Origin of the sequence: Streptomyces sp. NPDC013457 (assembly GCF_043089925.1) — a bacterium.
GTDB lineage: Bacteria > Actinomycetota > Actinomycetes > Streptomycetales > Streptomycetaceae > Streptomyces.
Map to the genome: position 1 here is coordinate 163,909 of NZ_JBICBL010000007.1, position 24,358 is coordinate 188,266.

General features: G+C 71.7%; 17 protein-coding genes. 9 read left to right on the forward strand and 8 right to left on the reverse strand.

From position 1 onward, the window contains the following. Positions 1-93 precede the first annotated feature (93 nt). Together ACF1G2_RS20270 and ACF1G2_RS20275 are read right to left on the reverse strand one after the other, a co-directional pair. Complete coding sequence (locus tag ACF1G2_RS20270; RefSeq protein WP_391799598.1) at positions 94-2,199, reverse strand: helix-hairpin-helix domain-containing protein; 2,106 nt, start codon at positions 2,197-2,199, stop codon at positions 94-96. Continuing rightward, positions 2,196-3,182: an aldo/keto reductase gene (locus ACF1G2_RS20275; protein ID WP_391799599.1), complete on the reverse strand. Its 987-nt coding sequence runs from the start codon at positions 3,180-3,182 to the stop codon at positions 2,196-2,198. Before ACF1G2_RS20275 ends, ACF1G2_RS20270 begins: the two co-directional genes overlap by 4 nt. Before the next feature lie 132 nt (positions 3,183-3,314). On the opposite strand from ACF1G2_RS20275, the gene ACF1G2_RS20280 reads away from it, so the two are divergent. Together ACF1G2_RS20280 and ACF1G2_RS20285 are read left to right on the forward strand one after the other, a co-directional pair. Further along, complete coding sequence (locus tag ACF1G2_RS20280; RefSeq protein WP_391799600.1) at positions 3,315-4,364, forward strand: LLM class F420-dependent oxidoreductase; 1,050 nt, start codon at positions 3,315-3,317, stop codon at positions 4,362-4,364. Positions 4,365-4,593: 229 nt separating this feature from the next. Beyond that, positions 4,594-5,379, forward strand: a complete 786-nt coding sequence (locus tag ACF1G2_RS20285) for a ferritin-like domain-containing protein (RefSeq protein WP_391799601.1) — start codon at positions 4,594-4,596, stop codon at positions 5,377-5,379. 47 nt (positions 5,380-5,426) lie between these two features. Here ACF1G2_RS20285 and corA read toward each other — a convergent pair whose 3' ends face one another. Continuing rightward, positions 5,427-6,419: a magnesium/cobalt transporter CorA gene (gene corA, locus ACF1G2_RS20290; RefSeq protein WP_391799844.1), complete on the reverse strand. Its 993-nt coding sequence runs from the start codon at positions 6,417-6,419 to the stop codon at positions 5,427-5,429. A gap of 94 nt (positions 6,420-6,513) precedes the next feature. Here corA and ACF1G2_RS20295 point away from each other — a divergent pair, with 94 nt between their 5' ends. The 5 genes from ACF1G2_RS20295 to ACF1G2_RS20315 all read left to right on the forward strand — a co-directional run bounded on the left by ACF1G2_RS20295 (position 6,514) and on the right by ACF1G2_RS20315 (position 13,216). Continuing rightward, the gene (locus ACF1G2_RS20295) at positions 6,514-7,203 is read left to right on the forward strand and encodes a histidine phosphatase family protein (protein ID WP_391799602.1); all 690 of its coding nucleotides are present in this window, start codon (positions 6,514-6,516) and stop codon (positions 7,201-7,203) included. A gap of 77 nt (positions 7,204-7,280) precedes the next feature. Further along, positions 7,281-7,871, forward strand: coding sequence for a DUF3090 domain-containing protein (locus tag ACF1G2_RS20300; protein WP_391799603.1), 591 nt, complete (start codon positions 7,281-7,283; stop codon positions 7,869-7,871). Further along, a complete protein-coding gene (locus ACF1G2_RS20305; RefSeq protein ID WP_391799604.1) occupies positions 7,835-8,671 on the forward strand; it encodes an SCO1664 family protein in 837 nt (278 codons plus the stop codon). Before ACF1G2_RS20300 ends, ACF1G2_RS20305 begins: the two co-directional genes overlap by 37 nt. Positions 8,672-8,815: 144 nt before the next feature. Beyond that, complete coding sequence (gene mshC / locus ACF1G2_RS20310; RefSeq protein WP_391799605.1) at positions 8,816-10,045, forward strand: cysteine--1-D-myo-inosityl 2-amino-2-deoxy-alpha-D-glucopyranoside ligase; 1,230 nt, start codon at positions 8,816-8,818, stop codon at positions 10,043-10,045. 132 nt (positions 10,046-10,177) lie between these two features. Continuing rightward, entirely contained in the window at positions 10,178-13,216 is a 3,039-nt protein-coding gene (locus tag ACF1G2_RS20315) for an NPCBM/NEW2 domain-containing protein (RefSeq protein WP_391799606.1), read from the forward strand. 94 nt (positions 13,217-13,310) lie between these two features. Here the strand turns inward: ACF1G2_RS20315 and ACF1G2_RS20320 are convergent, their stop codons facing one another. The 5 genes from ACF1G2_RS20320 to ACF1G2_RS20340 form a co-directional block, all read right to left on the reverse strand. Beyond that, complete coding sequence (locus ACF1G2_RS20320) at positions 13,311-14,333, reverse strand: PAC2 family protein (protein ID WP_391799607.1); 1,023 nt, start codon at positions 14,331-14,333, stop codon at positions 13,311-13,313. Positions 14,334-14,514: 181 nt separating this feature from the next. Further along, positions 14,515-16,119 (reverse strand): FAD-dependent oxidoreductase, encoded by a 1,605-nt coding sequence (locus ACF1G2_RS20325; RefSeq protein WP_391799608.1) that lies wholly within the window; start codon positions 16,117-16,119, stop codon positions 14,515-14,517. 6 nt (positions 16,120-16,125) lie between these two features. Further along, positions 16,126-17,661, reverse strand: a complete 1,536-nt coding sequence (gene glpK, locus ACF1G2_RS20330; protein ID WP_391799609.1) for a glycerol kinase GlpK — start codon at positions 17,659-17,661, stop codon at positions 16,126-16,128. 35 nt (positions 17,662-17,696) lie between these two features. Beyond that, complete coding sequence (locus tag ACF1G2_RS20335) at positions 17,697-18,482, reverse strand: MIP/aquaporin family protein (RefSeq protein WP_391799610.1); 786 nt, start codon at positions 18,480-18,482, stop codon at positions 17,697-17,699. A 282-nt stretch (positions 18,483-18,764) separates the two neighbouring features. Continuing rightward, on the reverse strand, positions 18,765-19,529 hold the full coding sequence (locus ACF1G2_RS20340; protein ID WP_361439325.1) for an IclR family transcriptional regulator: 765 nt from the start codon (positions 19,527-19,529) through the stop codon (positions 18,765-18,767). 302 nt (positions 19,530-19,831) lie between these two features. On the opposite strand from ACF1G2_RS20340, the gene metH reads away from it, so the two are divergent. Both metH and ACF1G2_RS20350 read left to right on the forward strand, forming a co-directional pair. Beyond that, the gene (metH, locus tag ACF1G2_RS20345; RefSeq protein ID WP_391799611.1) at positions 19,832-23,341 is read left to right on the forward strand and encodes a methionine synthase; all 3,510 of its coding nucleotides are present in this window, start codon (positions 19,832-19,834) and stop codon (positions 23,339-23,341) included. A gap of 135 nt (positions 23,342-23,476) precedes the next feature. Beyond that, entirely contained in the window at positions 23,477-24,175 is a 699-nt protein-coding gene (locus ACF1G2_RS20350; protein WP_391799612.1) for an HAD family hydrolase, read from the forward strand. The last annotated feature ends 183 nt before the right edge of the window (positions 24,176-24,358 follow it).

Sequence of the window (24,358 nt, forward strand, 5' to 3'; positions counted from 1 at the left end):
GTACGGGTCCGGCGGCCGGCCGGGTACGGGGGCGGCCGGGACACCCCGCGTGGGCCCCCCCTCCGCCGTACCCGGCTCCCCTCGCAGTCCTGATCAGTCCTCCGCGACCGCCAGGAGGGTTTCCAGCAGCGGCCCCAGCCGGGTCGTACGCTCCTGGGGCAGCCCCTCGGCCACCGCGCGGGGCAGCGCCTGGTCCACCCCGTGGACGACCGACAGATGGCGCTCGCCGCGGCCGAAGGCCGTGTAGACCCAGGCCCGGCTCAGCCCCTGCGCCGCGTCGCCCGGCAGCACCACGACCGCCGCTGGCCAGCACATCCCGGCCGCCTGGTGCGCCGTGAGCGCCCAGCCGTGCCGCAGCGCGGACTCCACCCGCTCCTTCGGTACGACGAGCTTCTCGCCCTCGCACTCCAGGCGAAGACCCTCGGCGTCGGCCGCGACGACCGTCCCGGTCACCGTGCGCCCCGGGGCCGGAACGTACGCCACGCGGTCGCCCGGGTCGAAGCCGCCGAAGCGGCCGGGGCCGGGGTTGAGCCGCTGCTTGATCGCCGCATTCAGCGCGCGGGTGCCCGCCGAACCGCCATGGCCGACGGTGATCACCTGGGTCTGCTCGGTGGGCACGCCGATCGCGCGGGGAATCGAGTCGGCGACGAGCTGGACCGTGCGGTGGACGGCCTCGCCCGCGTCGCGGACGGGGACGATCACGACCTCCTTGCCCGGGGCCTCCACCTGGTTCAGCTCACCGACGCCGATGCCGGAGACCAGCTCGCCGATCGGTCCGGGGTCGGGGATCCGGGAGGCGATCTGCGGACACACCCGGGCCGCGAGGACGTCGCCGAACACCCGGCCCGCTCCTGCGGAGCCGAGGACGCCGGGGTCGCCTCCGAGCACCAGACGGCAGCCGTCGGCCAGCGACTCCACGAGCATCGCGGCGCTCTCGACGTCCAGCTGCGGCGCGTCCAGGACGACCAGCAGGTCGAGGGCGAAGGCGCCCTCCGCGTCCCGGCCGGGTCCGGCCGTGCCGGACAGCAGCGCCGAGACCGTCAGCGCCTCCGCGCCGAGCCGGCGGACTCCGTTCTCGCTGTGCACGGCCACGGCGGCCCGCAGGCCCCGCTCACGGGCGGCCTCGGCGAGCGCGACCGGCTCGCTGCGGGCCGCCTCGCCGCCGGTGTGCAGGACCAGGCCGTGCGCGCCGACCGCGCGCACCAGCTCGGGTCCCTCCCAGACCTCGCCGGACACGGTCTTCACCAGCCGGGCCAGGCCGTCGGCCAGGCTCTCCTCGGCGAGGGCGTACCGGTCGAGCCCGAGCAGGACCGGCACGTCGGCTTCGGCGGCCTCGCCGGTCGCGTCGGCGGTCTCGTCGTCCTCGTCGTCGACGTCCCCGGGCGCCGGCTCCTCGTCCTGGAACACCAGCACCGCGCCCTCGGAGACCGCCTGGCGCAGGGCCTCGTCCGGGTCCGGCACGGACAGCTTGCCGAGGCCCGCCCGCACGGCACCGTCCTCCAGGGCCGTGTGCCCCTTCACCGCGGCCCGTTCGAGCAGCCAGGCCACCAGGGCGACCGCCCGACGGGGATCGTCGGGACCGCACTCCGCGCCCAGCAGGGCACGCGCGAAGCCGTCGGCGTGCTCGGGCTGGACTCCGGGCACCGAGAGGAGGAGCCAGGGGTCCTCGCGCAGCGCCTCGGCGGCGCCCTCGCCCAGGGCTGCCGCGACCTGCCCGGTCAGCGACTCCGGCGCCCCGCCACGCACGAGGACGGCCCGCACGGCCTCGAGCGTCTCGGGGGCCGCCGCCTGCTCGGGGGCCGGGGGGCGCGCCGCCACGACCGGCGCGGGCGCGGGCGCCGCCGTGGGCGCGGGGCGTCGTGGCGCGGGCTCGGTCGGCTCGAAGAACGCGGTGTCCGGCTTCGTACCGCTCTCCACCGCCCGTACCGCCGCGAGCAGATCGGCCGCCGTGCCGCTGAGCTTCCCGCCCGCGTCGACCGGCGCCGCCTTCTCGGCCTTGCGCTGCTCGATCCTGGCCCGCAGCTCGCGCTGTGCGGCCAGCTCGGCCTGCGCCTCGGACACCTCCGCGGCCTTCGTCTCCCCGTCCGCGGAAGCGCTCGCGTCACCGGCCTCCGGGGTGCGCTCGGTCGCGGCCTCGTCGGCCTCGCCCGGCACGGGCTCGGTGGCCTCGGGAGGGGTCTCCCGCGAAGGCTCGGTCACAAGGTGCTCCAGTCCTGGTCCGGATAGCGGTGCACGGGCGCCGACACATCGTCGAGAGCCCGGCAGATCTCGTCAGGAAGACTAAGGCTCTCCACTGACAACGCGGCCGTGAGCTGCCGCGCGTTGCGCGCGCCGACGATCGGGGCGGTCACCCCCGGACGGTCGCGGACCCAGGCGAGCGCCACCTGGAGCGGCGTCGTCGCCAGGCCGTCCGCGGCGGTGGCGACCGCGTCGACGATCCGGCTCGCCGCATCGTCCAGATACGGCTCCACGAAGGGCGCCATGGTCTCGGAACCGCCCCGGGAGTCGGTGGGCGTGCCGTCCCGGTACTTGCCCGTCAGCACCCCGCGCCCCAGCGGTGAGGACGGCAGCAGACCTATCCCCAGGTCCAGGGCCGCGGGCAGCACCTCCCGCTCGACGCCCCGCTGGAGCAGGGAGTACTCCATCTGCGTCGCGGCGAGGCGCGTCCGCCCCGTGCCCGCGGCCCCGAGCTGCCAGGTCCCCGCCTTCGCCAGCTGCCACCCGCAGAAGTTCGACACCCCCACGTACCGTGCCCGGCCGCTGCTCACGGCGATGTCCAGCGCCTGGAGGGACTCCTCGAGCGGGGTGTACGGATCGAAGGCGTGCAGCTGCCACAGGTCCACGTGGTCCGTGCCGAGCCGGGCCAGGGAGGCGTCGAGCGCGCCCAGCAGATGGCCCCGGGATCCGTCCATCCGCCGGTCCGGGTCGGGCACGCTGCCCGCCTTGGTGGAGACGACCAGATCCCGCCGTGGCACCAGCCGCTCCATGAGCTGCCCGAGCATGTACTCGGCCTCGCCCCCGCCGTACACGTCCGCGGTGTCGACCAGCGTGCCGCCCGCGTCCCAGAACGCCTTCAACTGGTCGGCGGCGTCGTGCTCGTCGGTGTCGCGACCCCAGGTGAGGGTGCCGAGCCCGAGCCGGGACACGCGCAGGCCGGTACGTCCGAGATGCCTCTGCTCCATGGGACGCGAGATTACTGGCCAAGACCCCACGCGGAGAGAGCCTGTGGACAACCTCCCCCTGACGGATCCCGTCGCCTCGCGCTAGAGTCCGGCGCAAGGGACGTTACTGATCGGTAAAGAGGGTGTGTGGTCATGAGGCTCGGCATCAACCTCGGTTACTGGGGCGCCGGTATGGACGGCGACAACCTCGCCGTCGCCCAGGAGGCGGACCGCCTCGGATACGACGTCTGCTGGGCCGCCGAGGCCTACGGCTCCGACGCGCCCACCGTCCTCTCCTGGGTGGCCGCCAAGACCGAGCGGATCGACATCGGCTCCGCGATCATGCAGATCCCGGCCCGTCAGCCCGCGATGACGGCCATGACCGCCGCCACCCTCGACTCGCTCTCCGGGGGACGATTCCGCCTCGGCCTCGGCGTCTCGGGCCCGCAGGTCTCCGAGGGCTGGTACGGCGTCAAGTTCGACAAGCCCCTGGCCCGCACCCGCGAGTACGTCGAGATCGTCCGCAAGGCCATGTCCCGCGAGCGGCTCACCTACGAGGGCGAGCACTGGACGCTCCCGCTGCCGGACGGCCCGGGCAAGCCGATCAAGCTCACCGTCCACCCGGAGCGCGAGCACATCCCGCTCTACATCGCGGCGATCGGCCCGAAGAACCTGGAGCAGACCGGCGAGATCGCCGACGGCGCCCTGCTGATCTTCCCCTCCGCCGAGCACCTGGAGGAGACCGCCCTCCGCCCGCTCCGCGCGGGCCGCGAGAAGGCCGGGCTCACCATGGAGGGCTTCGACGTCCACCCCACCCTGCCCCTCGCCCTCGGCGACGACATCGACGCCCTGGCCGACATCTTCCGCCCGTACACCGCCCTGTACGTCGGCGGCATGGGCAGCCGCAAGCAGAACTTCTACAACCAGCTCGCCCAGCGCATGGGCTACGAGAAGCAGGCCGCCGAGATCCAGGACAAGTACCTGTCCGGGGACAAGACCGGCGCTGCCGCCGCCGTACCGCGTCAGCTGATCGACCAGACCACCCTGCTCGGCTCCGTCGAGCGGATCGCCGACCGGATGAAGGCCTACGCCGAGGCCGGAGTCACGACCCTGACCCTCGCCCCGGCCGGCTTCACCCTCGACGAGCGGGTGGCGGCGCTGCGGGCGGGCACCGAGGCCCTGGAGCACGCGGGCCTCGCCTGAGGCACGTCCTTCGCGCCCTGAGAGGTTCTGCGGCCGTGGTGGGGGCTCGGGGGTCTTCCCCGCCACGGCCGTCATGCTGCTCAACGCGCCACACGGCGCACGGTTACGAGCGGAACGCTCCATCTTTCAGCCGAACGGCCCCCCGCTCGTGTTGCCGGGAGGCCGGTACCGCACTTGACTCGTTCTCTGCGGACGTGCGGTGTGCGGACGCCCGCAGGGAGGTGGAGCCATGCTCACGGCCAAGGGCCTGTTCCAGGAGATCATCGACGACGACGAGTCCTTCCAGCTCTTCTGTTCCATCGCCGCGAGCGGCGAGGCCCAGGGCGGCTGGGAGAACGCGCGGATCGCGGCCCTCGTCCCGCCCGCCATGCGGGATCTCGCGCCCAAGATCACGCGGCACGGGGCCGACGAGGACAAGCACGGCCGGATCTTCAACGCGCTCCTGAAGAAGCGCGGACTCGACCCCGTGCCGGTGCCGCCCGACACCGACTACACGATGCTCCTGGAGAAGCGCGGGATCGGCCTCGCCCACGACACGCTCCGCCGTGACGAGCCGCTGAGCGAGGAGGACATCATCGTCTACCTCTCGCACAGCCGGGTCACCGAGCAGCGCGCCGCGGACCAGATGAACATGCTGGTCACCCACTTCGGGGAACACCCCGAACTGGGCAAGGCCATCCACATGATCGACAACGACGAGGCGAACCACCTGGCGTACTGCCACGAGGAGCTGCTGGCCCTCGCGTACGCCGGTCACGGCCGGCTCATCCAGCGCACCCTGCGCGAGTCCGCGCTCGCCGAGATCCAGGTCTACCGTGACGTCAGCCTCGCCGTGATGAGCCACATGGGACGCATCCTCGGCTGGCCCAAGGCCAGGTCGGCCGTCCTGGCCGCCGGGATCCACGGTGTGTACGCGTGGGAACGGGCCGCCGGCTGGCACAAGATGGTCGGCCTGAAGATGCCCGAGCGGCGCAACGCGCTGGGCGGTCCGATGACGCCGGCCCCCGCCTTCTGAACCGCCGGGGCCTCCACCACGGGCGGCCCGTGGCGCGGCCGCCTCGGTTACATCCAGCCGCGGCGCTTGAACAGCCGGTAAAGACCGAGGACGGCCCCGGCCATCAGCAGGATCACCGCCGGGTACGACCAGGGCCAGGTCAGCTCCGGCATGTGCTCGAAGTTCATGCCGTAGATCCCCGCCACCATCGTGGGGACCGCGGCCATGGCCGCCCATGCCGAGATCTTCCGCATGTCGTCGTTCTGCCGGACGCCCATCTGCGCGAGATGGGCCGACAGGACGTCCGACAGCAGCCGGTCCAGCCCCTCCACCTGCTCGTTGGCGCGGGTCAGGTGGTCGGCGACGTCCCGGAAGAAGGGCTTGGCGTGCTGACTCACGAACGGCACGGCTCCGGTCGCCAGCTTCTCCACCGGCGCCGCCAGCGGACTCGCGGCCCTGCGGAACTCCAGCACCTGGCGCTTCGCGGTGTAGATCCGCTCCGCCGTGGTCCCCGGATTCCCGCCCGTCGGCGCGAACACATCGGCCTCCAGCGCCTCCAGGTCGACCTGGAGCTCGCCGACCACCTCCAGGTAGTGGTCCACGACCGCGTCGCTGATCGCGTACAGGACGGCCGTCGGGCCGTGGCGCAGCACCTCGGGCTCGGCCTCCAGACGGCGGCGTACCGACGCGAGCGGAGCGCCCTCGCCGTGCCGGACCGTCACCACGAACGAGTCGCCGATGAAGACCATCAGTTCGCCCGACGTGACCCGGTCGCTCTTCGGCTCGTAGACCACCGGCTTGAGGACCACGAACAGCGAGTCGTCGTAGACCTCGAGCTTGGGCCGCTGATGGGCCTTCAGCGCGTCCTCCACGGCGAGCCGGTGCAGCGCGAACTCGGACGACACGTGATCGAACTCGGCCTCCGTCGGCTCGTGCAGACCCACCCACAGGAAGGCGTCGCCGGTGGCTCTGGCCTGCGCCAGGGCGTCGGAGAGGTCGGTGGGGCCGTCCGTACGGCGCCCGTCCCGGTAGATGGCGGAGTCGACGATCACGGGCGGTATTCTTCCCCGCTTTCCCCGTCCTGCACGTGAGCCCGGCCCGTGATCGTCGACGGGTCCGCCCCACGCGCGCGGGCGGCCGCCTACTCTTGCCGCCATGGCCACGCTGATTCTCGTCCGCCACGGACGCTCCACCGCCAACACCTCGGGTGTCCTCGCCGGGCGGACGCCCGGGGTCGCCCTCGACGAGCGGGGGGTGGCGCAGGCCGCCGCCCTGCCCGGCCGACTGACCGGGGTGCCGCTCGCCGCCGTCGTCACCAGCCCGCTGCAGCGCTGCCGCGAGACCCTGCGTCCGCTCCTCGACGCCCGGCCCGGCCTCGCGCTCCACACCGAGGAGCGGATCAGCGAGTGCGACTACGGCGACTGGTCCGGCCGGAAGCTCGCCGAACTGGCCGACGAGCCCCTCATGGAGGTCGTCCAGGCCCACGCGTCCGCCGCGGCCTTCCCCGGCGGCGAGTCGATGCGCGCCATGCAGGCGCGGGCCGTCGACGCCGTACGGGACTGGAACGCGCGCGTGGAGGCCGAGCACGGCGAGGACGCCGTCTACGCGATGTGCTCGCACGGCGACATCATCAAGTCGATCGTGGCCGACGCGCTCGGCATGCACCTCGACCTCTTCCAGCGCATCCACGTGGACCCGTGCTCGGTCACCGTCATCCGCTACACGCGGCTGCGCCCCTTCCTCGTACGGCTCGGCGACACCGGCGACTTCGCCGGCCTCGCGCCCCGGGAGACCGGCGATCGGGGTGGGGCCGCCGAGGTCGGGGGCGGTGCGGGCGCACCGTGATCCATCCGCGCAGTAGGGTGGACGGGCCGCCGTAGCGCGGGCCTCCATCACCGCCGAGACGCAAGGGAGTCCGGGACGTGTCCCGTCAGGTGTTCCTCTACGACCCACCGGAGCGTTTCGTGGCCGGTACGGTCGGGCTGCCTGGCCGCCGTACGTTCTTCCTGCAGGCGTCCGCGGCCGGCCGGGTCACCAGCGTGGCCCTGGAGAAGACCCAGGTCGCCGCGCTCGCCGAACGCATCGACGAACTCCTCGACGAGGTCGTGCGCCGCACCGGCGGCAACGCCCCCGTCCCGGCCATGGCCCCGGCCGACAACGCCGACACCGCCCCCCTCGACGTCCCCGTCGAGGAGGAGTTCCGGGTCGGCACCATGGCGCTCGCCTGGGACGGCGAGGAGCAGCGCATGATCGTCGAGGCGCAGGCCCTCGTCGAACTCGACGCCGAGTCCGAGGAGGATCTCGCCGCCGCCGAGGAACGGCTGCTCCAGGACGAGGAGAACGGGCCGCCGATGCTGCGCGTCCGGCTCACCGGCACGCAGGCCAGGGCCTTCGCCAAGCGCGCGCTGGAGGTGGTCAACGCGGGTCGCCCGCCGTGCCCGCTGTGCAGCCTGCCGCTCGACCCCGAGGGACATGTGTGCCCGCGCCAGAACGGATACCGACGCGGCGCATGAGCGGCCTTGGCAACCAGGCGGTCGTGGACCTGCTCACCAAGGGCGAGCTGACCGTGCGCGGCCAGGTCCGCGAGGCATCCAACGCCGTGCTCGTCTGTTCCGTCAGCCACGACGGCGCCGAGGCCGACTGCGTCTACAAGCCGGTCGCCGGTGAGCGGCCGCTCTGGGACTTCCCCGACGGCACCCTCGCCCAGCGGGAGGTCGCCGCGTACGAGATCTCCGAGGCCACCGGCTGGGGACTCGTACCGCCCACGGTGCTCCGGGACGGCCCGTACGGCGAGGGCATGGTCCAGCTGTGGATCGAGGCCGACCCGGCGGCGAGCCTCCTCGCCCTCACCGAGGACGAGGAGCCGGGGGCGGGGTGGAAGGCCGTCGGGCCGGCCCAGGTCGACGAGGGTCGCACCGCGCTGCTCGTCCACGCCGACAGCCCCGGGATGCGCCGGCTCGCCGTCCTGGACGCGGTCATCAACAACGGCGACCGCAAGGGCGGACACCTGCTGCCCGCGCCGGACGGCCGCCTATACGGCATCGACCACGGGGTGACCTTCCACGTGGACGACAAGCTGCGCACCCTGCTCTGGGGCTGGGCGGGCGAGGAGCTGCCCGCCGAGGCCGCCGACGTCCTCGCCCGGCTCGACGGCTCCCTGGCGCCGGGGACACCGCTCGCCACCCGACTGGCCGAACTGCTCACGGCCGCCGAGGTCGACGCGCTGCGCGGCCGGGTCACCGCCCTGCGCACCACCGGCCGCCACCCGGAGCCCTCCGGGCAGTGGCCGGCGATCCCCTGGCCCCCGGTCTGACCGATCGGATCCGGCCACCCTCGATCCTGGGGCCCGGACCCCCAGGGGGTATGCATGAACGGCTGCGAGCTGCAAGAGCGCCTTGTCGGCCAAGATCCCGGATCCGGTTCGTATCCGGAACACGTGTCCGGTTACGCTCAGGTCATGCATGCCTGGCCCGCTTCTGAGGTCCCCGCCCTTCCCGGCAAGGGCCGCGACCTCCGGATCCACGACACCGCGACCGGCGGACGAGTGACCCTCGCCCCCGGCCCCGTCGCCCGTATCTACGTCTGCGGCATCACGCCGTACGACGCGACCCACATGGGTCACGCGGCGACCTACAACGCGTTCGACCTCGTTCAGCGCGTGTGGCTCGACACCAAGCGGCAGGTCCACTACGTCCAGAACGTGACCGACGTCGACGATCCGCTCCTGGAGCGGGCGATCCGGGACGGCGTCGACTGGGTCGGGCTCGCCGAGCGCGAGACCGCCCTCTTCCGTGAGGACATGACCGCCCTGCGGATGCTGCCGCCGCAGCACTACATCGGCGCGGTCGAGGCCATACCGGGCATCGTGCCGCTGGTCGAGCGGCTGCGTGACTCCGGCGCCGCCTACGAACTCGAAGGCGACATCTACTTCTCCGTCGAGGCGGACCCGCACTTCGGTCAGGTGTCGAACTACGACACCGAGCTGATGCGCCACCTCTCCGCCGAGCGCGGCGGGGACCCGGACCGCCCGGGCAAGAAGAACCCGCTGGACCCGATGCTCTGGATGGCCGTCCGTGAGGGCGAGCCGAGCTGGGACGGCGCCAGCCTCGGTCCCGGCCGCCCCGGCTGGCACATCGAGTGCGTCGCCATCGCCCTCGACCACCTCGGGATGGGCTTCGACGTCCAGGGCGGCGGCTCCGACCTGATCTTCCCGCACCACGAGATGGGCGCCTCGCACGCCCAGGCGCTGACGGGCGAGTTCCCCATGGCCACGGCGTACGTGCACGCCGGCATGGTCGCCCTCGACGGCGAGAAGATGTCCAAGTCCAAGGGCAACCTGGTCTTCGTCTCCGCGCTCCGCCGCCAGGGCGTCGACCCGGCCGCCATCCGCCTCTCGCTCCTCTCGCACCACTACCGCGCGAACTGGGAGTGGACCGACCAGGTCCTCCAGGACGCCCTGGCGCGCCTGGACCGCTGGCGCGCGGCCGTGTCCCGTCCCGACGGGCCGTCCGCCGACGCCCTGGTCGAGGAGATCCGCGAGGCACTCGCGGACGACCTCGACACGCCGGCCGCGCTCGCCGCGGTCGACCGGTGGGCCGAGCGGCAGAACGCCGGGGGCGGTACGGACGAGTCCGCGCCCGGCCTCGCCTCCCGTGCCGTCGACGCGCTGCTCGGTGTGGCTCTCTAGGCCAGCCTCCATACGACCCGCATTCGGGCAACCGCCCTCGGACTTCTCGCGAAGTCCGAGGGCGGTTCCGTTTTGTCCTGGCCTTCATGCTCGTTTCTGCGCTAAATACCGTCCATGCAATCAACATTGCGCATGAAGGCTGCATTCGCAGGCGCTGTGCTCGGGCTCCTCGCGGTGTTCGCGGGACCGGGGAGCGCCCAGTCCGCCGAGCCCTCGCCCACCACCGTCGGCGACCTCACCGGCTTCGAGGCCGACGGCGCCGTCTACCGGCTGGCCGCCGGCGCCGCCCAGGCCCGCGTCAGCTTCGTCACCGACGAGACCTTCCGCATCGAACTGGCCCCCGACGGGCGGTTCACCGACCCCACCGGGCAGGACATCGTCCGGCCCCAGGGCCCGCCGCCGAGCACCCGCTGGCACGACCGCGGCGACCGCTACGAACTCACCACCGCGAAGGTGACCCTGCGCGCCTACAAGGCGCCGCTGCGCTTCGCCGCCGTCCGCGCCGACGGCACCCCGCTCTGGTCCGAGGCCCAGGGCCTCACCTGGAGCCAGGACCGCACCACCCAGACCCTGGCCCGGGGCGCCGGCGAGCAGTTCTACGGCGCCGGCATGCAGAACGGCCGCGGCAACACCTCGCACCGCGGCAAGACCGTCGAGGTCGGCGTCGACTACAACTGGAACGACGGGGGCCACCCCAACTCCGTGCCGTTCTACCTCTCCTCGGCCGGCTACGGCGTCTACCGCAACACCTACGCGCCGAACACCTACGTCTTCGGCGAGCCCGTCACCACCAGCGCCCGCGAACAGCGCTTCGACGCCTACTACTTCGCCGGCTCGGGGTCCGACGCGCTCAAGGACGTCATCGGGCAGTACACCAGCCTCACCGGGAAGCCGTTCCTGCCGCCCGTCTACGGACTGGAGATCGGCGACGCCGACTGCTACCTCCACAACGCCAACCGCGGCGAGCGCCACACCCTCGACGCGCTGAAGGTCGCCGACGGCTACGTCGAGCACGACATGCCCAACGGCTGGATGCTCGTCAACGACGGCTACGGCTGCGGCTACGAGAACCTCGCCGAGACCGCGACCGGCCTGAAGCAGCGCGGCATGGAGCTCGGTCTGTGGACCGAGGACGGCATCGACAAGCTCGAGGAGCAGGTGAAGGCGGGCCAGCGGGTCGCCAAGCTCGACGTCGCCTGGGTCGGCGAGGGGTACAAGTTCGCCCTCGACGGCTGCAAGGACGCCTACGCCGGCATCGAGGCCCACAGCGACGCCCGCGGCTTCACCTGGGCGCCCGAGAGCTGGGCCGGCGCCCAGCGCTGCGGAGTCCAGTGGTCCGGCGACCAGTCCGGCACCTGGGAGTACATCCGCTGGCAGATCCCCACGTACGCGGGCGCCTCCATGTCGGGCCTCGCCTACACCACCGGCGACGTCGACGGCATCTTCGGCGGCAGCGCCAAGACGTACACCCGTGACCTCCAGTGGAAGATGTTCCTCCCCGTCACCATGACCATGGACGGCTGGGCCGCCAGCGACAAGCAGCCCTTCCGCTACGGCGAGCCGTACACCTCGGTCAACCGCGACTACCTGAAGCTCCACGAGTCGCTGCTGCCCTACATCTACTCGCACGCCCACCGCGCCACCAAGACCGGTGTCGGCCTCGCCCGGCCGCTCGTCCTGGAGTACCCGGACGACCCGAAGGCCGCGTCGGACGCGGCGAAGTACGAGTTCCTGAGCGGTGAGGACTTCCTCGTCGCCCCCGTCTACCAGGACGCCGCCGAGCGCGACGGCATCTACCTCCCCGAGGGCACCTGGATCGACTACTGGAGCGGCCGCACCTACCAGGGCCCCGTCACCGTCGACGACTACAGCGCCCCGCTCGACACGCTGCCCCTGTTCGTGCGGGCCGGAGCCACCGTCCCGATGTGGCCCGGCGGCATCCGCTCGTACACCGACCGCACCCCGGACTCCCCGCTGGCGTGGGACATCTACCCCCAGGGCGACTCCTCCTTCGAGCTGTACGAGGACGACGGCGTCACCCGCGCGCACCGCACCGGCCAGTACGCCACCCAGACCGCCGAGGTCCGCGCGCCGCGGCGCGGCGCGGGTGACGTGACGGTACGGATCGGCGCGAGCAAGGGCTCCTACGCGGGCAAGTCCCCGTCCCGGCCCTACCGGTTCACCGTCCACACCGGTGACGCGCCGAGCGCCGTCACGCTCGGCGAACGCAGGCTGCCCCGCCTCACCTCCCGGGCCGCCTACGAGGCCGCGGACCAGGGCTGGTGGTACGACCGCGACGACCGCGGGGGAGTGGTGCAGGTCAAGACCGCCGCCCAGCGCACCGACCGGTCGTTCACCCTCGCACTGGAGGACACGAGCGCCGTCGGCGGCGCCGTGCCCGGAGCGTCCGCCACCGCCGCCGTCCCGGCCGGGCAGGAGCTCGGCGCGGGCGCGCCCGGCACCGTCGCCGTCGACGTCACCGCGGGGACGAAGGACGCCACCGGCGTCGAGGTGTCCCTCACCGCCCCGGCGGGCTGGCAGGTCACCCCGGCCGCGCCCGTCGCCCGCATCCCCGCCGGCACCACGCGACGGGTCGAGGTGTCCGTCACCCCGGCGAAGGACGCGAAGCCCGGTGAGGCCACGCTCACCGCGACCGTCCGCCACCGTGCGGCGGGGCAGGACCGCACCGCCGTCCAGCGGTTCGCCGTCGGAGTGATGCCCGAGCCGCCGGGCACCGGCGTCTGGGCGAGCGATCTGACCTGGCTGAAGGCCACCAACGGCTGGGGCCCGCCCGAACGCGACCGCTCCAACGGCGAGTCGGGCGCGAGCGACGGCCGCACGCTGACCCTGGCCGGAACGGCCTACGAGAAGGGCATCGGCGCGCACGCCGACTCCGACATCGAGGTCTACCTCGGCGGCCGCTGCACCGCCTTCACCGCCCAGGTCGGCATCGACGACGAGATCAACGGCTACGGCGAGGTCGCGTTCTCGGTCGAGGCCGACGGCGAGGTGCTCTGGACCTCGCCCAAGGTGACCGGCGCGTCGGCGACCGTACCGGTCGACGTCGACGTCACCGGCGCACGCCATGTCCGCCTGCGGATCACCGACACCAACGGCTCCAAGAGCGGCGACCACGGAGACTGGGCGGCCGCCCGCTTCGACTGCGCCTGAGCGACGGAGGAGGGGCCGCACCGACCCCGGTGCGGCCCCTCCTCCGTACGGCTCGACCCTCGTACGGCTTACGGCATATGGCTTCGGTCTCGGCTCACTGCTCGCCGTCGCCGTCGGCCGGGCCCTCGTCGTCCTGGGGCTGCTCCGGCTCGGGCTCCGGCGCGGGACGCTCCGGCTTCGGCGGCCGGGTCCGGCCGCTGCCGGGGTCCCGCAGATACGAGGTGTCGCCACCCTCGGTCGCGAGGCCGGGGCCCGGTCCGGGGCCCTGCCCCGGACCGCCGTCGCGCCGCCGCAGATAGCGCTCGAACTCCCGGGCGATGGCCTCGCCGGAGGCCTCCGGCAGCTCCGCCGTGTCCCGCGCCTCCTCCAGCGTCTGGACGTACTCCGCCACCTCGCTGTCCTCGGAGGCGAGTTGGTCCACGCCGAGCTGCCAGGCCCGCGCGTCCTCGGGGAGTTCACCCAGCGGGATGCGCATGTCGATCAGGTCCTCAAGGCGGTTGAGCAGCGCCAGGGTCGCCTTGGGGTTGGGCGGCTGCGACACGTAGTGCGGTACGGCGGCCCAGAGGCTGACCGCGGGCACGCCCGCGTGCGTGCAGGCCTCCTGGAGGATCCCGACGATGCCGGTGGGCCCTTCGTAGCGGGTCTCCTCCAGATCCATCGTCCGCGCCAGATCCGGGTCCGAGGTGACCCCGCTGACCGGGACGGGCCGGGTGTGCGGCGTGTCGCCGAGCAGCGCGCCCAGGATCACCACCATCTCCACGCCCAGCTCATGGGCGAAGCCCAGGATCTCGTTGCAGAACGAGCGCCAGCGCATCGACGGCTCGATCCCGCGCACGAGCACCAGATCGCGCGGCTTGTCGCCGCCGACCCGGACCACGGAGAGCCTCGTCGTCGGCCAGGTGATCTTCCGGACACCGTTGTCCAGCCATACCGTGGGCCGGTTGACCTGGAAGTCGTAGTAGTCCTCGGCGTCGAGCGCCGCGAACACCTCGCCCTTCCACTCCCGGTCCAGATGGGCGACCGCGGTGGAGGCGGCGTCGCCGGCGTCGTTCCAGCCCTCGAACGCGGCCACCATGACCGGGTCGATCAGCTCGGGTACCCCCTCGAGCTCGATCACCCAGTGCCTCCTTTTCGAAGTTCCTGTCGTACGGACCAACCTTACGGCTTTCCGACGGCCCGTCCGCAGCCCTCGTGCACCACCGGGAGCCTTCGCGGCCTTGATCGACTACCCAGGAACGGGCCTCGGCACACGAACGCGTAAGGGGCGGCCTCCCATGGAGACCGCCCCTTACACGGCGCTACTCGCCGAGCATGTCCTCGACCTTGCCGCGGATCTCGTCCGTCGCCAGACCGCGGATCGTGAGCGTCGTACGGCGACGCAGCACGTCGTCCGCCGTCTCGGCCCACTCGTGGTCACGGGCGTAGGCGACCTGCGCCCAGATCTCCGGCGCGTCCGGGTGGATGCGCCGGGCAAGCTCGGGGTTCTCGTTCGCCATCCGCGCGATGTCGAAGGAGAGCGAACCGTAGTGCGTCGCCAGGTGCTTGGCGGTGTCGGCGGCCATCCGCGGACCGGGGGCCGGACCGTCGACGAGCAGCCGGTGCGCCACCGCGTTCGGGTTGGCGATACCGGGCAGCGGGAGCCGCTTCGGCAGCGTGGAGACCGACTCGTAGTCCTCGCCCAGCGGGTGGCCCGGCAGGGACTCCAGCTTCTTCATCACCGTACGGCCGATGTGGCGGAAGGTCGTCCACTTGCCGCCGGCCACCGACAGCATCCCGCCGCGGCCCTCGGTGACGACCGTCTCGCGCTTGGCCTTCGACGTGTCGCCGGGGCCGCCCGGCAGCACCCGCAGACCGGCGAAGGCGTAGGTGATCAGATCGCGCGACAGCTGCTGGTCGCGTATGGAGAACGCCGCCTCGTCCAGGATCTGCGCGGTGTCCTTCTCGGTCACCTCGACCTTGCCGGGGTCGCCCTCGTACTCCTCGTCGGTGGTGCCGAGCAGCAGCATGTCCTCCCAGGGGAGGGCGAAGGTGATGCGGTACTTGTCGATGGGGGTCGCCAGGGCGGCCTTCCACGGCGAGGTCCGCTTCAGGACCAGGTGCGCGCCCTTGGAGAGGCGGATGGAGGGCGCCGCGTTCGGGTCCTCCATCCGGCGGAGGTGGTCGACCCAGGGGCCGGTCGCGTTGAGCACCAGGCGGGCGGTGACCCCGAACTCGTCTCCGCTCGTACGGTCCTTCAGCTCCGCGCCCGTGACCCGGCCGCGGGTGAACCGAAGCCCGGTGACCTCGGCGTGGTTGAGGACGACAGCGCCGGCGTCGACGGCGGCGCGGACCGTCATCAGCGCCATGCGGGCGTCGTTCATCTGGTCGTCGCCGTACACGGCCACGGCCTTCAGGTTGTCCGTGCGCAGCTCCGGCACGTCCTGCGCGGCCTTCGCCGGGCTGAGCAGGTGGCCGACGCCGTCACCGAAGGCGGAGAGGGCGGAGTACGCGAAGACACCGGCGCCGAGCTTGGCGGCGCCGTGCGGGCCGCCCTTGTAGACGGGCAGGTAGAAGGTGAGGGGGTTGGCGAGGTGCGGTGCCACCTGACGGGAGACCGCACGCCGCTCGAAGTGGTTCTCCGCGACCAGCTTCACCGCGCCGGTCTGCAGGTAGCGCAGACCGCCGTGGAGAAGCTTGGAGGAGGCGGAGGAGGTGGCGCCGGCGAAGTCGCCGGCGTCCACCAGGGCCACCCGCAGGCCCGACTGCGCGGCGTGCCAGGCGGTGGAGATGCCCAGGATGCCGCCGCCGATGACCAGGAGGTCGTACGTCGCCTTGGAAAGCTGCTCCCGGGTCTCGGCGCGGCTCGGAAGGGAACCGGCGGCCGGTCGCGTCCCCAGGGCGGGGACGCTCTGCAGGGTGGTCATGTCGAATTACTCCTCGTCAGATCCGTCTTCGAGCCAGCCCATGGAGCGCTCAACGGCCTTCAGCCAGCTCTTGTACTCGCGGTCACGCTTGTCGGCGTCCATGCGAGGGGTCCATTCCGCCGCGCGGCGCCAGTTGGCGCGCAGGGCGTCGGTGTCGGGCCAGAAGCCGACGGCCAGGCCGGCGGCGTAGGCGGCACCGAGGCAGGTGGTCTCGGCGACCATCGGGCGCACGACCGGCGCGTCGAGGAAGTCCGAGAGGGTCTGCATCAGCAGGTTGTTGGAGGTCATGCCGCCGTCGACCTTGAGCGCGGTCAGCTCGACGCCGGAGTCCTTCGTCATGGCGTCGGTGATCTCGCGGGTCTGCCAGGCGGTGGCCTCGAGGACGGCGCGCGCGATGTGCGCCTTGGTGACGTACCGGGTGAGGCCGGCGATCACACCGCGGGCGTCGGAGCGCCAGTACGGGGCGAACAGGCCGGAGAAGGCGGGCACGAAGTAGGCGCCGCCGTTGTCCTCGACCGAGGACGCGAGGGTCTCGATCTCGGCGGCGGACTTGATGAGGCCCATCTGGTCGCGCATCCACTGCACCAGCGAACCGGTGACGGCGATCGAGCCCTCCAGCGAGTAGACCGGCTTCTCGTCGCCGATCTGGTAGCCGACGGTGGTCAGCAGGCCGCTGTAGGAGTTGATGATCTTGTCGCCGGTGTTCATCAGCATGAAGGTGCCGGTGCCGTACGTGGACTTGGCCTCGCCCTCGGCGAAACACGTCTGGCCGAACAGCGCGGCCTGCTGGTCGCCGAGCGCGGAGGCGACCGGGACGCCGTCCAGGACGCCGCCCTTGACGGTGCCGTACACCTCGGCGGAGGAGCGGATCTCCGGCAGCACGGCGGCCGGGACCTCCATGGACTGCAGGATCTTCTCGTCCCAGGCCATGGTGTGCAGGTTCATCAGCATGGTGCGCGAGGCGTTGGTGACGTCGGTGACGTGGTGACCGCCGTCGACACCGCCCGTGAGGTTCCAGATGACCCAGGAGTCCATGGTCCCGAAGAGGATGTCGCCGCGCTCGGCGCGCTCGCGCAGGCCCTCGACGTTGTCGAGCAGCCAGCGGACCTTGGGGCCGGAGAAGTACGAGGCGAGGGGGAGGCCGGTCTCGCGGCGGAAGCGGTCCTGGCCGACGTTGCGGCCGAGCTCCTTGCAGAGGGTGTCGGTGCGGGTGTCCTGCCAGACGAGGGCGTTGTGGACGGGCTCACCGGTGTTCCTGTCCCAGAGCAGGGTGGTCTCGCGCTGGTTGGTGATGCCGATGGCCTTGACGTCGGCGGAGGTGATGCCCGCCTTCTCGATGGCGCCCGCCACGACCTCCTGGACGTTGGTCCAGATCTCGGCGGCGTCGTGCTCGACCCAGCCCGGCTTCGGGAAGATCTGCTCGTGCTCCTTCTGGTCGACCGAGACGATCCGGCCGTCCTTGTCGAAGACGATGCAGCGGGAGGAGGTGGTGCCCTGGTCGATGGCGGCGATGAACGGGCCGGCGGTGTGTGCGTCGGTCACGGTGTGCTCCAAGGAGGTCTGGGTGGAAGGACGGCTCAGGCGAACGCGATGTTGTAGATACCCGCGGCGATGGCGCCGCCCACCAGGGGGCCGACGACCGGGATCCAGGCGTACCCCCAGTCGGAGCCACCCTTGTTCGGCAGCGGGAGCAGGGCGTGCACGATGCGCGGGCCGAGGTCACGTGCCGGGTTGATCGCGTAACCGGTCGGGCCGCCGAGCGAGAGGCCGATGCCGACCACGACGAAGGCGGTGATCAGGGCGCCGATGACGCCGAGGCCCTTGCCGCTGTCGTTGAGTCCCTGCGTGAGCACCGCGAGGACCAGCACGACAGTGCCGATGATCTCGGTGGCCAGGTTCTGCCAGACGTTCCGGATCTCGGGGCCGGTGGAGAAGACGCCGAGCACGGGGCCCGCGTCGGGGGCGGACTTCTGGTCGACCATGCCCTCCTCGTGCGGCGAGGAGATGATCTCCGTGTCCGTGAGGTGGGCCTGGAACTGTCCGTAGTAGGCGACCCAGACCAGGAAGGCGCCGAGCATGGCGCCGACCATCTGACCCGCGAAGTAGACCGGAACGTTGCTCCAGTCGCCGTCCTTGAGGGCGATGCCCACGGTGACGGCGGGGTTCAGGTGGGCGCCCGAGAGGGTACCCGTCATGTACACGGCAGTCATGACCGCGAAGCCCCACCCGAAGGTGATGGCGAGCCACCCGGCGTTCTGGGCCTTCGAGCGCTTGAGCACCACGGCGGCGACGACACCGCCGCCGAGCAGAATGAGTACGGCGGTACCAATGATCTCGCCGATGAAGATGTCGGAGCTGGACACCCGCGACTCCTTTGTCCTTCGTCCAGGGGAAGGCGAACCCCGGGTCCCTCCGGTGGTCCGCGCCCTCTGATGAGGGCGTTGCCGGCCCTTGGCACTGCCACACTCTAGCGCGTATTGCCGGTAGGTGTTCGGCAATGCCGACCGATGAACGGAAGTTTTGCCCTCCGGTTAACAGCGCGTCAAGGGTTCCGGTAACGAAAAACCCGCCGATAACGGGATCGTTACCGACGGGTTCAGCGTGCCCTTTCGCGCGCTCGCGCGCCCCTGATCAGCGGCTCCGTTTCAGAAGCGGCCGGCGCCCAGGTCGCGGGAAACGGCGCGGGCGCAGTCCCGTACCGCGGCGACGAGCTCGGAGCGCAGCTCGCCCCCGTCGCAGACCCGCTCCACCGCGCCCGTGATCGCCACCGCGCCCACCGGCATCCTGCGCCGGTCGTGGATCGGGGCGGCCACCGAGGCCACGCCCTCCCAGGTCTCCTCCACGTCCGCGGCCCAGCCCCGGGCCCGCGTCATGTCGAGCAGCGTCTCGAACTCCGTGAGCTCGGTGACCGTACGGGGCGTGAAGCCCTCGCGCGGCACCTCCAGGACCTCGCTGTGCGCCACCGGGTCGTACGCCGACAGGACCTTGCCCAGGGCGGTGGAGTGCAGCGGCTGCATGGCCCCCACCTCCAGGACCTGCCTGCTGTCGTCCGGCCGGAAGACGTGGTGCACGATCAGCACGCCCTGCTGGTGCAGGACGCCGAGGTGGACGCTCTCGCCGCTGGACCGCGCGAGGTCGTCCGTCCAGACCAGTGCCCGCGCCCGCAGTTCGTGCACGTCCAGATAGCTGTTGCCCAGGCGCAGCAGCTCGGCGCCGAGCTGGTAGCGGCCCGAGGCCGCCTCCTGTTCCACGAAGCCCTCGGCCTGCAGGGTGCGCAGGATGCCGTGCGCCGTGCCCTTGGCCAGGCCCAGGGACGAGGCGATGTCCGACAGGCCGAGCCGGCGCTCGCCGCCCGCGAGCAGTCGCAGCATCGCCGCCGCCCGTTCAAGCGACTGGATGTTCTTCGCCATCGCCCGGCCCTTCTCCCTGTCCATTGATGTCCCGATCCCGGGTCGTCCCGTGGATCCTCGGGGAACAGGATCGCTTGGATCATGCTGTTCGACAATGCTGAACACTATCGGTCGATGCCGACCGATCTTTACCCACACAGTGTCGGGCATGAACGGCCGCGACCGGGAGCCCCGCGACACAGGATGCCGTCCGCCCAGTGGAACGCGATGTCCACCCCGGCATCAGCGCGGTTAGTCTGACTCCGTGCACCCTCCGCCGAGCGTGCAAAGCCGACAGCCGTCGCATCCCAGGGAGCTCATCCATGGCCTCGTCGCCGACCCCTTCCGCTGACAGCCGGACCCGCGCCACAGCCCTCCGCGAGGCACTCGCGACCCGCGTGGTCGTGGCCGACGGAGCCATGGGCACCATGCTCCAGGCACAGGACCCCAGCCTCGAGGACTTCCAGAACCTCGAAGGCTGCAACGAGATCCTCAACGTCACCCGGCCCGACATCGTCCGCTCCGTGCACGAGGAGTACTTCGCCGCGGGTGTCGACTGCGTGGAGACCAACACGTTCGGCGCCAACTTCGCCGCCCTGGGGGAGTACGACATCCCCGAAAGGGTGTACGAGCTGTCGGAATCCGGCGCCCGCATCGCCCGCGAGGTCGCGGACGAGTTCACCGCCTCGACCGGACGGCAGCGCTGGGTCCTCGGCTCCATGGGCCCCGGTACGAAGCTGCCGACGCTGGGCCACGCCCCGTACACCACCCTGCGCGACGCCTACCAGCAGAACGCCGAGGGCATGCTCGCCGGCGGCGCCGACGCGCTGCTCGTGGAGACCACCCAGGACCTGCTGCAGACCAAGGCGTCCGTCATCGGCGCCCGCCGCGCCCTGGACGCCCTCGGCGCCGACGTGCCGCTGATCGTGTCGGTCACGGTCGAGACCACCGGCACCATGCTGCTCGGCTCGGAGATCGGCGCCGCGCTCACCGCGCTCGAACCGCTCGGCATCGACATGATCGGCCTGAACTGCGCCACCGGTCCGGCCGAGATGAGCGAGCACCTGCGCTACCTTGCCCGGCACTCCCGTATCCCGCTCTCGTGCATGCCCAACGCCGGCCTGCCCGTCCTCGGCAAGAACGGCGCGCACTACCCGCTGACCCCGGTCGAGCTCGCCGACGCCCAGGAGACCTTCGTCCGCGAGTACGGACTGTCCCTGATCGGCGGCTGCTGCGGTACCACCCCGGAGCATCTGCGCCAGGTCGTCGAGCGGGTCCACGGACTCGCCCCCGGCGTCCGCGAACCGCGTCCCGAGCCCGGCGCCGCCTCGCTCTACCAGACGGTCCCGTTCCGCCAGGACACCTCCTACATGGCGATCGGCGAGCGCACCAACGCCAACGGCTCCAAGAAGTTCCGCGAGGCCATGCTGGAGGGCCGCTGGGACGACTGCGTCGAGATGGCGCGCGACCAGATCCGCGAGGGCGCGCACATGCTCGACCTCTGCGTCGACTACGTCGGCCGCGACGGCGTCGCCGACATGGAGGAGCTCGCAGGCCGCTTCGCCACCGCCTCGACCCTGCCGATCGTCCTCGACTCCACCGAGGTCGGCGTCATCAGGGCCGGTCTGGAGAAGCTCGGCGGCCGCGCCGTCATCAACTCCGTCAACTACGAGGACGGCGACGGGCCCGACTCCCGCTTCGCCAAGGTCACCCGTCTGGCCCAGGAGCACGGCGCCGCGCTGATCGCCCTCACCATCGACGAGGAGGGCCAGGCCCGCACCGTCGAGCACAAGGTCGCGATCGCCGAGCGGCTCATCGAGGACCTGACCGGCAACTGGGGCATCCATGAGTCGGACATCCTCATCGACACCCTCACCTTCACCATCTGCACCGGGCAGGAGGAGTCCCGCAAGGACGGCATCGCCACCATCGAGGCCATCCGGGAGCTCAAGCGGCGCCACCCGGACGTCCAGACCACGCTGGGCCTGTCCAACATCTCCTTCGGTCTCAACCCGGCCGCCCGCATCCTGCTCAACTCCGTCTTCCTCGACGAGTGCGTCAAGGCCGGCCTCGACTCGGCGATCGTGCACGCCTCGAAGATCCTGCCGATCGCCCGCTTCGACGAGGAGCAGGTCAGCACCGCGCTCGACCTGATCTACGACCGGCGCGCCGAGGGCTACGACCCGCTGCAGAAGCTGATGGCCCTCTTCGAGGGCGCCACCACCAAGTCGATGAAGGCCGGCAAGACCGAGGAGCTCCTCGCCCTGCCGCTGGAGGAGCGCCTCAAGCGCCGCATCATCGACGGCGAGAAGAACGGCCTGGAGGCGGACCTCGCCGAGGCCCTGCAGGAGCGCCCGGCCCTCGACATCGTCAACGAGACGCTGCTCGACGGCATGAAGGTCGTCGGCGAGCTCTTCGGCTCGGGCCAGATGCAGCTGCCGTTCGTGCTCCAGTCCGCCGAGGTCATGAAGACGGCCGTGGCCTACCTCGAACCGCACATGGAGAAGTCGGACGCGGACGGCAAGGGCACGATCGTGCTGGCGACCGTCCGGGGCGACGTCCACGACATCGGCAAGAACCTCGTCGACATCATCCTGTCCAACAACGGCTACAACGTCGTCAACCTCGGCATCAAGCAGCCGGTCTCGGCGATCCTGGAGGCCGCGGAGGAGCACCGCGCCGACGTCATCGGCATGTCCGGTCTCCTGGTGAAGTCGACCGTGATCATGAAGGAGAACCTGGAGGAGCTCAACCAGCGCGAGCTGGCCGCCAAGTACCCCGTGATCCTCGGTGGCGCCGCCCTGACCCGCGCCTATGTCGAGCAGGACCTCCACGAGATCTACCAGGGCGAGGTGCGCTACGCCCGCGACGCCTTCGAGGGCCTGCGGCTGATGGACGCGCTCATCGCCGTCAAGCGCGGTGTCCCCGGAGCCGTACTGCCGGAGCTCAAGCAGCGCCGGGTCGCCAAGCGGGACACCCCGGCCCTGCAGGCGGAGGAGTCGGAGCCGGGCGGCCGTTCCGACGTGGCCACGGACAACCCGGTGCCCACCCCGCCGTTCTGGGGCACCCGCGTCAGCAAGGGCATCCCGCTGAAGGACTACGCCTCCTGGCTGGACGAAGGCGCCCTGTTCAAGGGGCAGTGGGGACTCAAGCAGGCCCGCGCGGGCGGTGCGACGTACGAGGAGCTGGTCGAGACCGAGGGCCGGCCCCGGCTGCGCGGCCTGCTGGACAAGCTGCACACCGAGAACCTCCTGGAGGCGGCCGTCGTCCACGGCTACTTCCCGTGTGTCTCCAAGGGTGACGACCTGATCATCCTCGACGAGGCAGGGAACGAGCGGACCCGCTTCACCTTCCCGCGCCAGCGCCGCGGCCGCCGCCTCTGCCTCGCGGACTTCTTCCGCCCCGAGGAGTCCGGCGAGACCGACGTCGTCGGCCTCCAGGTCGTCACCGTCGGCTCCAGGATCGGCGAGGCCACCGCCAAGCTGTTCGAGTCCGACTCCTACCGTGACTACCTGGAGCTGCACGGTCTCTCCGTGCAGCTGGCCGAGGCCCTCGCCGAGTACTGGCACGCGCGCGTCCGCGCCGAGCTCGGCTTCGCGGGCGAGGACCCGGCCGACGTCGAGGACATGTTCGCGCTCAAGTACCGCGGTGCCCGCTTCTCGCTCGGTTACGGGGCCTGCCCCGACCTGGAGGACCGGGCCAAGATCGCGGATCTCCTCCAGCCCGAGCGGATCGGCGTCCAGCTGTCGGAGGAGTTCCAGCTCCACCCTGAGCAGTCCACCGACGCCATCGTGATCCACCACCCCGAGGCGAAGTACTTCAACGCGCGGTAACACCCGCCCCGCGGGTAAATCAGCGCACCTCAGGTGATCCGGACGTACACTGGTCGGTCCAGTGCAGGCCGGTCGCCCTACCCCCGTGCCGGGGAGGGTGACCGGCCTTCTCGTCCCTCCATGGAGGTGTGCCGGATGACCAGTACGGTCCCCGCGTCCTTGTTCCGCGCCAACGGAAGCTCCGCGCTGCAGGCGGTCTTTCTCGACATGGACGGCACCCTGGTCGACACCGAGGGGTTCTGGTGGGACGCGGAGGTCGAGGTCTTCGCCGACCTCGGACACCGGCTGGACGAGGCCTGGCGCGACATCGTGGTGGGCGGTCCCATGACCCGCAGCGCGGGCTATCTCGTGGAGGCCACCGGCGCCGACATCACGCTTCCCGAGCTCACGGTCCTGCTCAACGAGAAGTTCGAGCAGCGCATCACCCGGGGCGTGCCGCTGATGCCGGGCGCCGAGCGGCTCCTCGCCGAGCTGGCGCAGCACGGCATCCCGACCGCGCTGGTCTCCGCCTCGCACCGCCGGATCATCGACCGGGTACTCGCCTCGCTCGGCCGTGACCGCTTCACCCTCACAGTGGCCGGTGACGAGGTGCTGCGCACCAAGCCCGACCCCGAGCCGTATCTGACGGCGGCGAGCGGGGTCGGCGCGGACCCTTCGCTGTGCGCCGTCATCGAGGACACCGCGACCGGCGTGGCGGCCGCCGAGGCCGCCGGCTGCCGCGTGGTCGCCGTCCCCTCGGTCGCCCCGATCGCGCCCTCCGCCGGACGGGTCGTGGTCCGCTCCCTGGAGGACGTGGACGTGCCCTTCCTGCGGACGCTGATCGCCGGGCCGTGACCCGGTCGGCGATCGCCGGCCCGTGACACGGGCGGTGCTCCTCCCCGTACCCCTGTGACCGGCCATCCATGGAACGGGACCGGCCATCCGCGGAACGGCCGCACGCGTGACCTTCGTCACCCAGCGTGCTGGACCGCCGGTGGCCGTCCCGCACCCCATGTCCGTAACGCCGGGGTTTGACCA

Coding starts and splice junctions, on each gene's coding strand:
- ACF1G2_RS20275 (WP_391799599.1), bottom strand. CDS start 3,182: ATGGAGCAGAGGCATCTCGGACGTACCGGCCTGCGCGTGTCCCGGCTC.
- ACF1G2_RS20280 (WP_391799600.1), top strand. CDS start 3,315: ATGAGGCTCGGCATCAACCTCGGTTACTGGGGCGCCGGTATGGACGGC.
- ACF1G2_RS20285 (WP_391799601.1), top strand. CDS start 4,594: ATGCTCACGGCCAAGGGCCTGTTCCAGGAGATCATCGACGACGACGAG.
- ACF1G2_RS20295 (WP_391799602.1), top strand. CDS start 6,514: ATGGCCACGCTGATTCTCGTCCGCCACGGACGCTCCACCGCCAACACC.
- mshC (WP_391799605.1), top strand. CDS start 8,816: ATGCATGCCTGGCCCGCTTCTGAGGTCCCCGCCCTTCCCGGCAAGGGC.
- ACF1G2_RS20315 (WP_391799606.1), top strand. CDS start 10,178: ATGAAGGCTGCATTCGCAGGCGCTGTGCTCGGGCTCCTCGCGGTGTTC.
- ACF1G2_RS20325 (WP_391799608.1), bottom strand. CDS start 16,119: ATGACCACCCTGCAGAGCGTCCCCGCCCTGGGGACGCGACCGGCCGCC.
- ACF1G2_RS20340 (WP_361439325.1), bottom strand. CDS start 19,529: ATGGCGAAGAACATCCAGTCGCTTGAACGGGCGGCGGCGATGCTGCGA.
- metH (WP_391799611.1), top strand. CDS start 19,832: ATGGCCTCGTCGCCGACCCCTTCCGCTGACAGCCGGACCCGCGCCACA.
- ACF1G2_RS20350 (WP_391799612.1), top strand. CDS start 23,477: ATGACCAGTACGGTCCCCGCGTCCTTGTTCCGCGCCAACGGAAGCTCC.